The sequence below is a fragment of the Rathayibacter sp. AY1C9 genome, from assembly GCF_002932315.1.
GTDB lineage: Bacteria > Actinomycetota > Actinomycetes > Actinomycetales > Microbacteriaceae > Rathayibacter.
Map to the genome: position 1 here is coordinate 181,950 of NZ_PSVZ01000004.1, position 11,107 is coordinate 193,056.

Genomic DNA, 11,107 nt, shown 5'->3' on the forward strand with positions numbered 1-11,107 from the left:
CGCACCCGCACCGGCTAGGCTCTCGGGCATGACTTTCTCCGTGGCGGTGGCCGGTGCGAGCGGCTACGCGGGCGGCGAGCTGCTGCGACTGCTCGCCGACCACCCCGAGTTCGAGGTGCGCACGGTGACGGCGCACGCCAACGCGGGTCAGCCCCTCATCGCCGTGCACCCGCACCTCCGCTCGCTCCGCGACCTCGTCCTCGTCGACACGACGACCGGGAACCTCGCCGGGCACGACGTCGTCTTCCTCGCCCTCCCGCACGGGAAGTCGGGCGAGATCACCGCGACCCTGCCCGAGGACGTCCTCGTCGTCGACTGCGGCGCCGACCACCGCTTGACCGACCCGCAGGACTGGGCCGACTTCTACGGGGGCGACTTCGCCGGGGCCTGGCCCTACGGGCTCCCGGAGCTGCTGATCGGCGGCGGCGGACGCAAGCAGCGCGAGGCGCTCGCCGGAGTGCGGCGCATCGCCGTCCCCGGCTGCAACGTCACGGCGATCACGCTCGGCCTGGCCCCCGGCCTGCACGCCGGAGTGATCGAGTCGTCGGACCTCGTCGCGGTCCTCGCCGTCGGACCCTCGGGTGCGGGCAAGAGCCTGCGGATCGACCTCCTCGCCAGCGAGCTCCTCGGCTCCGCGCACGCCTACGGCCTCGGCGGAGCGCACCGCCACAATCCCGAGATCCGGCAGAACCTCCTGCTCGCCGGAACCGGACCCGTCTCGATCTCGTTCACCCCGGTCCTCGTGCCGATGTCCCGGGGCATCCTGGCGACCTCGACCGCGCGCCTCGCTCCCGGCGTCTCCGCGCAGGACGTGCGCGCCGCGTGGGAGACCGCCTACGGCGACGAGACCTTCGTCCAGCTGCTCCCGGAGGGCTCCTTCCCCCGGACGGCCGACGTGGTGGGGGCGAACACCGCTCTGATCGGACTCGCCGTGGACGAGCGGGCCCGCCGCGTCGTGGTCGTCTCGGCCATCGACAACCTGGTCAAGGGCACCGCGGGCGCGGCCGTCCAGTCCACCAACATCGCCCTGGGACTCCCGGAGTCCCTCGGCCTGAGCGTGAACGGAGTCGCGCCGTGAGCGTCACCGCAGCAGCAGGGTTCCGGGCGGCCGGAGTCGTCGCCGGGCTGAAGTCGACCGGAGCGCGCGACGTCGCGCTCGTGCAGAACCTCGGCCCGCTGCAGAGCGCCGCCGCGGTCTTCACGAGCAACCGCTGCAAGGCGAACCCCGTCCTCTGGAGCGAGCAGGTGATGCGCGACGGCGTCGTCTCGGCGATCGTCCTCAACTCCGGCGGCGCCAACTGCTACACGGGTGCTCAGGGCTTCCAGGTCACCCACCGCACCGCGGAGCTCGTGGGCGAGAGCCTCGAGGTGTCCGCCGGCGACGTGCTGGTGTGCTCCACCGGGCTGATCGGCGACCAGCTCGACCTCGCGAAGCTCACCGCCGGAGTGACCGGCGCCTCCGCCGAGCTCGCCGGGGGACCCGAGGCGGGCGAGGCGGCCGCCCGCGCGATCATGACCACCGACACGGTCCCGAAGCAGGCGGTGGTCCGTTCCGAGCAGGGCTGGAGCATCGGCGGCATGGCCAAGGGCGCCGGGATGCTCGCGCCGGGTCTGGCGACGATGCTGGTCGTGATCACGACCGACGCGGCCCTCGAGTCCGCCGCTCTCGACACCGCCCTGCGTGCCGCGACCCGCGTCACCTTCGACCGCCTCGACTCGGACGGCTGCATGTCGACGAACGACACCGTCGCACTGCTCGCGAGCGGCGCCAGCGGCGTCGAGGCCGACGCCGACGAGTTCACCGCGGCCCTGACCGCGGTCTGCCGCGACCTCACCCTGCAGCTGCAGGCGGATGCGGAGGGCGCCGCCCACGACGTCGCGATCCGCGTGCTGAACGCCGCGACCGAGGACGAGGCCGTGGTCGTCGCCCGCGCCGTCTCCCGCAGCAACCTGTTCAAGGCCGCGATCTTCGGCAAGGATCCCAACTGGGGCCGCGTCCTCGCCGCCGTGGGCACGACCGATGCGCAGTTCGACCCGTACGGCATCGACGTCGCGATGAACGGGGTGCAGGTCTGCCTCGCGGGCGAGCCGCACGAGAGCCGCGACCTCGTCGACCTCGCCCCTCGGGAGGTCGCCGTCGACATCGACCTGCACGCCGGCGACGCGACGGCCACGATCTGGACCAACGACCTCACGCACGACTACGTGCACGAGAACTCCGCGTACTCGAGCTGAGGCGGCCATGAGCGACGACACCACTCTCTCGGCCGAGAGCCGCGCCGAGCGCGACGCCGCGCCCGGGAAGGCCGCGACGCTCATCGAGTCGCTGCCCTGGCTGCAGAGCTTCCACGGGCGCACGATGGTGATCAAGTTCGGCGGCAACGCGATGGTGTCGGAGGAGCTGCAGCGCTCCTTCGCCCAGGACATGGTCTACCTGCGCTACGCCGGGATCCGCCCCGTGGTCGTCCACGGCGGCGGGCCGCAGATCTCGCGGATGCTCGACCGGCTCGGGATCGAGAGCGAGTTCCGGGGCGGCTACCGGGTCACGAGCCCCGAGGCGATGGAGGTGGTGCGGATGGTGCTCACCGGCAGCATCAGCCGCGACATCGTCCGCCGGATCAACGAGCACGGCCCCCTCGCCGCCGGCATCTCCGGTGAGGACGCGGGCCTCTTCGTCGGCCGCCGCCGCGGTGTCGTGATCGACGGCGAGGAGCACGACCTCGGACTCGTCGGAGACGTGATCGCTGTGGACCCCGCCGCCGTCCTCGCTCAGCTCGAGGCCGGCCGGATCCCGGTCGTGTCCTCGATCGCCCCCGATTCGGACGACCCCACGCAGTCGCTGAACGTCAACGCCGACGCCGCCGCCGCCGCGCTGGCCGTCGCGCTCGGCGCCGAGAAGCTCGTCGTCCTCACCGACGTGGCCGGCCTCTACTCCGACTGGCCCGACCGCGAGTCGCTCGTCTCGCACATCCGCTCGGACGACCTCGCGGCTCTGCTGCCCTCGCTCGAATCGGGCATGATCCCCAAGATGACCGCCTGCCTCGACGCCGTGCGCGGGGGAGTGCCCAAGGCCGCCATCATCGACGGCCGCATCCCGCACTCGATCCTGCTCGAGGTGTTCACCTCGGAGGGCATCGGCACCGAGGTCGTCGCCTCGCTCGACCCCCGCGACCGGGAGCGAATGTCGGGCCGCTGATCCTCAGCGGCCCCGGCTCCGAGCGCCCGTCCCGTCCGGGACGCGCGCACCGTCGGCCCTCGCGGCCGGACCGCTCCGATCGAAAGGCCACCATGTCCACCCCCACGACCGCGTCCCGCACCGGCTCGGCGCGCGACCGCTACTCCGCCGCGATGATGCAGACCTTCGCGCCGCCGCTCGCCGTGCTCGAGCGCGGTGAGGGCTGCCGGGTCTGGGACGTCGACGGGCGGGAGTACCTCGACTTCCTCGGCGGCATCGCCGTCAACTCGCTCGGCCATGCGCATCCCGTGTTCGTCGAGGCCGTGACGCGCCAGGCCGGTGCGCTCGCCCACGTCTCCAACTACTTCGCGACCGCCCCGCAGATCGAGCTGGCCGAGACCCTGCGCCGCCTCACCGGGGCCGGGGAGACGGGCCGCGTCTACTTCGCCAACTCGGGCACCGAGGCCAACGAGGCGGCCTTCAAGCTGGCGCGGCTGAACGCGGCCGGCGGCCGGCACCGCGTCCTGGCGCTGCAGAACGCGTTCCACGGGCGGACGATGGGCGCGCTCGCGCTGACCGGCAAGGCGGCCATGCGCGCGCCGTTCGAGCCGATGCCGGGAGGGGTCGAGCACCTCGAGGCGAGCATCGAGTCCCTCGAGGCGGCTCTCGACGAGTCCGTCGCCGCGCTGATCGTCGAGCCCATCCAGGGGGAGGCGGGCGTCATCCCCCTGCCGGGCGGCTACCTCGAGCGCGCGCGCGAGCTCACTCGCGAGCACGGCGCGCTGCTCATCGTCGACGAGATCCAGACCGGGGTCGGGCGGACCGGACGCTGGTTCGCCTACCAGGAGGCGGGGATCCTGCCCGACGCCGTCACCCTGGCCAAGGGGCTCGGCGGAGGCTTCCCCGTCGGAGCGCTGGTGACCTTCGGCGAGGCGTCCGACCTCCTGCAGAAGGGCCACCACGGCAGCACGTTCGGCGGCAATCCGCTCGCGACCGCCGTGGCCGGAGCCGTGCTCGCCGAGATCGAGCGCGCCGACCTTCTCGGCAACGCGCGGGAGCGCGGGGCGCAGATCGTCGACGCGCTGACCGCTCTCGACTCGCCCCTGATCGGAGGGGTCCGCGGCGCGGGCCTCCTCCTGGGCATCGCCCTGACCCGGCCGGTCGCCGCCGAGCTCGCCGCCGCCTGCCTCGACGCCGGCCTGATCGTGAACGCGGCGAACGACTCGAGCATCCGGCTCGCGCCTCCGCTCGTGGTGACCGCCGCCGACGTCGCCGAGTTCGCCGAGCGCTTCGGCCGCGCACTGCAGACCCTCTGACCCCGTACCTCCACCGAAAGCGACCAGCACCGTGACCCGCCACTTCCTCCGCGACGACGACATCACTCCCGCCGAGCAGGCCGAGATCCTCGACCTCGCCCTCGAGCTCAAGCGCGACCGCTTCTCCCGGAAGCCCCTCGCCGGTCCGCAGACCGTCGCCGTGATCTTCGACAAGTCCTCCACGCGCACCCGTGTCTCCTTCGCGGTCGGCATCGCCGATCTCGGCGGCAGCCCCCTGATCATCTCGACCGCGAGCAGCCAGCTCGGCGGCAAGGAGACCGCCTCCGACACGGCGCGGGTCCTGGAGCGCCAGGTCGCCGCCATCGTGTGGCGCACCTACGCGCAGTCGGGCCTGGAGGAGATGGCGCGCAGCACGCGCGTGCCGGTCGTCAACGCGCTCTCGGACGAGTTCCACCCGTGCCAGCTCCTCGCCGACCTGCTGACCATCCGCGAGCACCGCGGTCGCCTCGCCGGCCTCACGCTCACGTTCTTCGGCGACGGAGCGAGCAACATGGCGCACTCGTACCTCCTGGCGGGGGCCACGGCCGGCATGCACGTCCGCATCGTCTCCCCGGAGTCGTACTCGCCGGACGCGGCGGTCCTGGCCGGTGCGCAGCGCATCGCCGCGACCACCGGCGGATCGGCGATCACCACGACCGACCCCGACGAGGGCGCGGCCGGCTCCGACATCGTGATCACGGACACGTGGGTGTCGATGGGCAAGGAGGACGAGAAGGCGGCGCGCGTCGCGACCTTCGGCGCCTACCGGGTCGACGCGGCCACGATGACCGCCGCCGCTCCCGATGCGTTGTTCCTGCACTGCCTGCCCGCGGACCGCGGCTACGAGGTGACCGCCGACGTGATCGACGGCCCGCAGAGCGTGATCTGGGACGAGGCGGAGAACCGCCTGCACGCGCAGAAGGCCCTGCTCGTGTGGCTCCTGGAGCGCGCCGGCACCGCCGACGCCGCTCAGTAGACTCGACAGCCGAACCCGAGGAGAACCATGACGGAACGACCCTCCGCCCGCGCGGGCGAGGCCGGAGCCCTGTGGGGCGGCCGCTTCGCCGGCGGCCCCTCGCCCGAGCTCGCCGCGCTCTCGAGGTCGACCCACTTCGACTGGCAGCTCGCCCCCTACGACCTCGCCGGCTCGCGCGCCCACGCCCGGGCGCTCGCCGGAGCGGGCTACCTCGACGACGCCGAGCTCACCGCGATGCTCGCGGCGCTCGACCGGCTCGAGGCTGCCGTCGCCGACGGGAGCTTCGCCGCCGACGAGTCGGACGAGGACGTGCACGGCGCCCTCGAGCGCGGCCTGATGCTCGAAGCCGGTCCCGAGCTCGGCGGCAAGCTCCGCGCGGGGCGCTCGCGCAACGACCAGATCGCCACCTTCGTCCGGATGTACCTCCGCGACCACGCGGCGCTCGTCTCGGAGCTGGTGGTGCAGCTCATCGACGCCCTCGCCGCGCAGGCGTCGGCGCACCCGACGGCGATCATGCCCGGGCGCACCCACCTCCAGCACGCTCAGCCCGTGCTCCTCGCGCACCATCTGCTCGCCCACGGCTGGGCGCTGCTGCGCGATCTGGAGCGCCTGCGGGACTGGGCCGTCCGGGCGGACGTCTCGCCCTACGGCTCGGGCGCCCTCGCCGGCTCGACCCTCGGCCTCGACGCCGAGGCGGTCGCCCGCGATCTCGGCTTCGCGTCGAGCGTGCCGAACTCGATCGACGGGACGGCCAGCCGCGACCTCGTCGCCGAGTTCGCCTTCGTCAGCGCCATGATCGGGATCGACGTCTCGCGCATCGCGGAGGAGGTCATCCTCTGGAACACGCGGGAGTTCGCCTTCGTCACGCTCGACGACGGCTACTCGACCGGGTCCTCGATCATGCCGCAGAAGAAGAACCCCGACATCGCCGAGCTCGCCCGGGGGAAGTCCGGCCGCTTGATCGGCAACCTCACCGGGCTGCTCGCGACCCTCAAGGCGCTGCCGCTCGCCTACAACCGCGACCTGCAGGAGGACAAGGAGCCGGTCTTCGACTCGGTGACGACCCTCGAGGTGCTGCTGCCCGCGTTCAGCGGCATGATCGCGACCCTCACCTTCCACACCGACCGGATGGCGGAGCTCGCGCCCCAGGGCTTCTCCCTCGCGACCGACGTGGCCGAGTGGCTCGTGAAGAAGCACGTGCCCTTCCGGGACGCCCACGAGATCACCGGTGAGCTGGTCAAGCTGGCGGAGTCGCAGGGGAGGGGGCTCGAGGATCTCGACGCCGCCGCGCTCGCCTCGGTGTCGCCGCTGCTCACTCCCGACGTGCGGACCGTCCTCAGCATCGAGGGATCGGTGGCGAGCCGGGACGGTGTCGGCGGCACGGCTCCCGACCGCGTCGCGGAGCAGCTCGCCCGGCTGACCGAGCGCGTCCGGGTCGTGCGCGGATCCCTCCGAGGGGAACGCCCGTGACTCTTCGAGGAGCGCCGGGCGACGACGGCCGTCCGCCGCTGCGCCCCTGGCAGCAGCGGACTCTGGTGCTCGTCGCCGCAGTCGTCATCGTCGCGGTGATCGTGATCACCCTCGTGTCGGGCCAGAGCTTCTTCTGAGCGCCGACCTCCCCGACCTCGCGCGCTCGGCCCTCGAGGTGGCACCGGAGCTGCTCGGCCGCGTCCTCCTGCACCGCACGCCGGAGGGCGTGGTCGGCGTCCGGCTGACCGAGGTCGAGGCGTACCTCGGAACCGGTGAGGATCCGGGCTCGCATGCGCACCGCGGACCGACACCCCGGACGGCTCCCATGTTCGGTCCGCCCGGGTTTGTGTACGCGTACTTCACCTACGGGATGCACACCTGCGTGAACATCGTCTGCTCCCCGGCGGGCGCGGCGTCGGCGGTGCTGCTGCGCGCAGGCGAGGCCGTCTCGGGGGAGGATCTCGCGATGATCCGGCGCGGACCCGTTCGCAGCCGGGATCTGGCCCGCGGACCCGCACGGCTGGCGAAGGCCCTCGGAGTCCGTCTCACCGAGTCGGGCGACCCGCTCGAGGCGGCGTTCGAGCTGCTGCCGGGGGAGAGGCCGTCCTCCGTGGCGGCGGGCCCGCGCACCGGCGTCTCGGGCCCGGGCGGCGGGGACGACTTCCCGTGGCGCTTCAGCATCCCGGGCGACCCCACCGTCTCGCCCTACCGGAGAGCAGTGCTCCGGCGGCGGCCCGGAGCTCAGCCCGCGAGGTAGAGCCGGGCGAGCACGCCGAGAGCCGCCGACCAGGCGAGGCTCGCCAGCGTGCCGATGATGAACCGCTCGCGCGCCTCCGGGGAGGCGAGCTCGCTGAAGCGGCCGACGCCCTTGATCGCCACCACGACCGCGATCCCCTCGGGGAGACCGCTCATCAGTGCGCCGGCCGTCGCGATCCGCTCGAGGACCCCGATCGTCGTCCCGCCGCGGAGCACCTCGATCGGCTGGCCGATCGCCGAGGGCGCGCTCCCGGCGGCGGGGCGGGAGGATCCGGCGACCATGATGCCGCCGTGGCTGCCGCTGCGGGAGTCGGCCGTCGCGAGCCGGAGGGTGAGCAGCACGACCGGCCCGCCGCCCGCGACCGCCAGCGCGAAGGCCAGCACCGCCACCAGGACGGAGTGGATCGGGGGCGCGGACGGTCCGGCGACCGCCGTGAGCAGGAAGGCGGCGGCCGCCGCCACGAGGGGGATCCAGGCGAGCTGCGGACGGCGAAGGCGCACGGCGAGCACCGCACCGGCGAGTCCGGCGAGCAGCACGAGCACCACGCCCGTCCACGAGGCGGACTGCAGCGCGGAGGCGAGGAGCAGGGCGGGGGATCCGGGGGGTGCCGTCATCGGGGTGTCCTCTCGTCGGTGGGGTCGAGCGTACGGTCGACCACTGTCAGCAGGCGCGCGAGCGCGTCACGGGCGGGAGCGTCGACTCGAGCACTCGCCGCGCGGACCCGGAGGCTGACCGCCTGCGGGCTGACGGCGAGGCGCTCGGCCGCATCCTTCTGGGAGAGGCCGCTCTCGAGCAGGTCGACGATCTGCCAGCCGGCCTCGGAGCGCGCGTCGCGCAGCAGGAGGAGCGGATCGATCAGCGCCTGGACGTCCGCCGGTGCCGGCGCCGCCGTTCCCGGTGCGTCCGGATCGAGGGAGAAGCGCGTCGGCCGGCCCTTCGCCGCCTCGACCGCCCGGCGCGCCGCGAAGTACGCCTCCCCGGTCGCCGCTCTCGTGGTCGCGGGGAGTGGCCGGTCGACGGGGCCGATCCCGAGGCCGATGCTCCAGTGGCCGGTCCGGTGCAGCTCGAGCACGAGCGCGACGACGGCATCGGCCCGGTCGAGCACGCACTGGAACTCGTCGCCCGCCGTCCGCTCCGGGGGCAGGACGAACGACGCCCGACCGTCGTCGATCAGGCTCGCGATCGCCTGGTCCACGCGGTCGTGGTCGTGCCTGCTGTCGCGCTGATCCGCGGTGATGACGAACATCGGACCTCCTCGATCAAGTATCGGCACTTGATCGCCCGGGATCAAGCCTGTGCGCTTGACTGGCGGAGACCGGCTCCTTCCCGCCGCGGTAGCCTGGTCGGGTGATCGACCAGCACCTCCCCGGGTCCGCGACGAGCCCGCAGCTCGACCCCGCCTTCGACTCCGTGTGGGACGAGCTGGTCTGGCGAGGCTCGGTGCACGTGTCGACCGATGCGGGAGCGTTGCGCGAGCTGCTGTCGGGGGAGCCGATCACCTACTACTGCGGTTTCGACCCGACCGCGCCCAGCCTCCACCTCGGGAACCTGGTGCAGCTGATCGTCATGCGCCGGCTCCAGCTGGCCGGGCATCGGCCGCTCGGGCTCGTCGGCGGCTCGACCGGGCTGATCGGGGATCCGCGTCCGACGGCCGAGCGGACGCTGAACTCGCGCGAGACGGTGACGGCGTGGGTCGAGCGCCTCCAGGCGCAGGTGTCCCGGTTCGTTCCCGCGGGCGGCGACAACGGGCTGCGCCTGGTCAACAACCTCGACTGGACCGCTCCGCTGTCGGCGATCGACTTCCTGCGGGAGATCGGGAAGCACTTCCGCGTGGGGACGATGCTCAAGAAGGACGCGGTCAGCGCCCGCCTCAACTCCGACGCGGGGATCAGCTACACCGAGTTCAGCTACCAGATCCTGCAGGGTCTCGACTACCTGGAGCTCTACCGGCAGTACGGGTGCGTCCTGCAGACCGGCGGCAGCGACCAGTGGGGCAACCTGACGAGCGGGACCGACCTCATCCACCGCACGGAGGGCGTGTCGGTCCACGCGATCGGCACACCGCTGGTGATGAACTCCGACGGCACCAAGTTCGGCAAGAGCGAGGGCAACGCCGTCTGGCTCGACTCCGAGCTCACCAGCCCGTACGCGTTCTACCAGTTCTGGGTCAACACGGACGACCGTGACGTCGCCGACCGCCTGCGGATCTTCACCTTCCTGCCGCGCACGGAGATCGAGCGCCTGGAGAAGGCCGCCGCCGACGAGCCGTTCCGCCGGGAGGCGCAGCGCGCGCTCGCCTGGGAGGTCACGTCGCTGGTGCACGGAGCGGAGGCGACGCGCTCGGTGATCGACGCCTCGGCCGCGCTCTTCGGCAAGGGCTCGCTCGAGGGGATCGACCCGGTCATCCTCCGTGGCGCGCTCGAGGCGGTGCCCTCGATGGAGGCGACACCGGAGACGCCGGCGCTGCAGGCGTTCGTCGAGACCGGACTCGTCGCCAGCACGGGGGAGGCGCGACGGGCACTCGCTCAGGGAGGGCTCTCGGTGAACAACACCGCCCTCCCGTCCGAGACCGTCACGCTCGGCGAGCTCCCGTTGATCGATGGGATCGCCGTCCTCCGTCGCGGCAAGAAGAGCTTCGCCGGGGCCTTCGTCCGCTGACCGCGTGCCCGCTCTCCTCGAGCGGACGCGGATGATGACGGCGTCGGCGGTCTCATCAACTCGGTGTCCGGTAGCCGGTAGCCGGTAGCCGGTAGCCGGTAGCCGGTAGCCGGTAGCCGGTAGCCGGTAGCCGGTAGCCGGTAGCCGGTAGCCGGTAGCCGGTAGCCGGTGTCGGGTACCGAGTCGGACACTCAGCGACGCACGGCCCCTGAATCGCGACACGCCCGGGACGCAGGCGATTTGCCGCTCGGCCGAGGCCCGACGTAATGTAACTCCTCGTCACCCCAAAGGAGCGGCAAGCGGGAGTCAGGCGCAGAGCGTCGAGACCAGCTGGCCCACCTCAAGCGGGGACCATCCCCTCGCTCCCAGGCCTGTTAGAGATTCGTCTCTTGAAGACTGCGGGATCGCGAGGGTAAGATGCAAAGCCTCCACGGGACACTGTCCCGGCTTCGTTGCAAGGCCTCACGGCCGAGCCCGGTGCAGCGGTGCGGTCCTCGATCGTGCAGCGAACACCACGGAGAAGCCGGACTTGACACGGCCTGCGGATGTGCTAAGTTAGTCGAGTTGCCACGGAGGCGATCGGGACTTCGGTTCTGACAAGCCTAACCGGTCTCGGCAAGCAAGACAAATCGAGTGGCTCATGCCTTCGTACAGCAATCTTCGATCACTTTCGTTGTGAAGCACCGTTCTGGTGTGGAGGCGGGATGTGTCCGATTCTTGAGAACTCAACAGCGTGCACTATGTTCAATGCCAAT

At 72.2% G+C, this 11,107-nt stretch carries 11 protein-coding genes; 9 read left to right on the forward strand and 2 right to left on the reverse strand.

Annotated elements, in window-relative coordinates; translation table 11 throughout:
• Positions 1-28: 28 nt before the first annotated feature.
• The 8 genes from argC (at position 29) to C5D09_RS05240 (ending at position 7,694) form a co-directional block, all read left to right on the forward strand.
• Positions 29-1,078, forward strand: a complete 1,050-nt coding sequence (gene argC, locus C5D09_RS05210; RefSeq protein ID WP_104268757.1) for an N-acetyl-gamma-glutamyl-phosphate reductase — start codon at positions 29-31, stop codon at positions 1,076-1,078.
• Positions 1,075-2,235 carry a bifunctional glutamate N-acetyltransferase/amino-acid acetyltransferase ArgJ gene (gene argJ, locus C5D09_RS05215; protein ID WP_104255576.1) on the forward strand — a complete coding sequence of 387 codons (1,161 nt, stop codon included), beginning with the start codon at positions 1,075-1,077 and terminating at the stop codon, positions 2,233-2,235. Before argC ends, argJ begins: the two co-directional genes overlap by 4 nt.
• Before the next feature lie 7 nt (positions 2,236-2,242).
• A complete protein-coding gene (gene argB, locus C5D09_RS05220; protein ID WP_104224497.1) occupies positions 2,243-3,196 on the forward strand; it encodes an acetylglutamate kinase in 954 nt (317 codons plus the stop codon).
• Between the two features lie 92 nt (positions 3,197-3,288).
• On the forward strand, positions 3,289-4,491 hold the full coding sequence (locus C5D09_RS05225; RefSeq protein ID WP_104268758.1) for an acetylornithine transaminase: 1,203 nt from the start codon (positions 3,289-3,291) through the stop codon (positions 4,489-4,491).
• A 31-nt stretch (positions 4,492-4,522) separates the two neighbouring features.
• On the forward strand, positions 4,523-5,467 hold the full coding sequence (argF, locus tag C5D09_RS05230; RefSeq protein ID WP_104268759.1) for an ornithine carbamoyltransferase: 945 nt from the start codon (positions 4,523-4,525) through the stop codon (positions 5,465-5,467).
• Positions 5,468-5,494: 27 nt separating this feature from the next.
• Entirely contained in the window at positions 5,495-6,937 is a 1,443-nt protein-coding gene (gene argH, locus C5D09_RS05235) for an argininosuccinate lyase (RefSeq protein WP_104268760.1), read from the forward strand.
• A complete protein-coding gene (locus C5D09_RS17405; RefSeq protein ID WP_160034127.1) occupies positions 6,934-7,074 on the forward strand; it encodes a hypothetical protein in 141 nt (46 codons plus the stop codon). The genes argH and C5D09_RS17405 overlap by 4 nt, the downstream gene beginning before the upstream one ends.
• Complete coding sequence (locus C5D09_RS05240) at positions 7,071-7,694, forward strand: DNA-3-methyladenine glycosylase (protein WP_104268761.1); 624 nt, start codon at positions 7,071-7,073, stop codon at positions 7,692-7,694. Before C5D09_RS17405 ends, C5D09_RS05240 begins: the two co-directional genes overlap by 4 nt.
• On the opposite strand, the gene C5D09_RS05245 is transcribed toward C5D09_RS05240, so the two are convergent.
• Together C5D09_RS05245 and C5D09_RS05250 are read right to left on the reverse strand one after the other, a co-directional pair.
• A complete protein-coding gene (locus C5D09_RS05245) occupies positions 7,679-8,308 on the reverse strand; it encodes a hypothetical protein (protein ID WP_258063818.1) in 630 nt (209 codons plus the stop codon). The two genes, C5D09_RS05240 and C5D09_RS05245, sit on opposite strands and share 16 nt — an antisense overlap.
• Positions 8,305-8,940 carry a DNA-binding protein gene (locus C5D09_RS05250; RefSeq protein WP_104255580.1) on the reverse strand — a complete coding sequence of 212 codons (636 nt, stop codon included), beginning with the start codon at positions 8,938-8,940 and terminating at the stop codon, positions 8,305-8,307. Before C5D09_RS05250 ends, C5D09_RS05245 begins: the two co-directional genes overlap by 4 nt.
• Before the next feature lie 101 nt (positions 8,941-9,041).
• On the opposite strand from C5D09_RS05250, the gene tyrS reads away from it, so the two are divergent.
• Entirely contained in the window at positions 9,042-10,352 is a 1,311-nt protein-coding gene (tyrS, locus tag C5D09_RS05255) for a tyrosine--tRNA ligase (protein ID WP_104250196.1), read from the forward strand.
• Positions 10,353-11,107: the final 755 nt, after the last annotated feature.

Bases quoted from the DNA above. Each gene is read 5' to 3' on its own strand.
- argH (WP_104268760.1), top strand. From the start codon at position 5,495: ATGACGGAACGACCCTCCGCCCGCGCGGGCGAGGCCGGAGCCCTGTGG.
- argC (WP_104268757.1), top strand. From the start codon at position 29: ATGACTTTCTCCGTGGCGGTGGCCGGTGCGAGCGGCTACGCGGGCGGC.
- C5D09_RS05250 (WP_104255580.1), bottom strand. From the start codon at position 8,940: ATGTTCGTCATCACCGCGGATCAGCGCGACAGCAGGCACGACCACGAC.
- argB (WP_104224497.1), top strand. From the start codon at position 2,243: ATGAGCGACGACACCACTCTCTCGGCCGAGAGCCGCGCCGAGCGCGAC.
- C5D09_RS05225 (WP_104268758.1), top strand. From the start codon at position 3,289: ATGTCCACCCCCACGACCGCGTCCCGCACCGGCTCGGCGCGCGACCGC.
- C5D09_RS05245 (WP_258063818.1), bottom strand. From the start codon at position 8,308: ATGACGGCACCCCCCGGATCCCCCGCCCTGCTCCTCGCCTCCGCGCTG.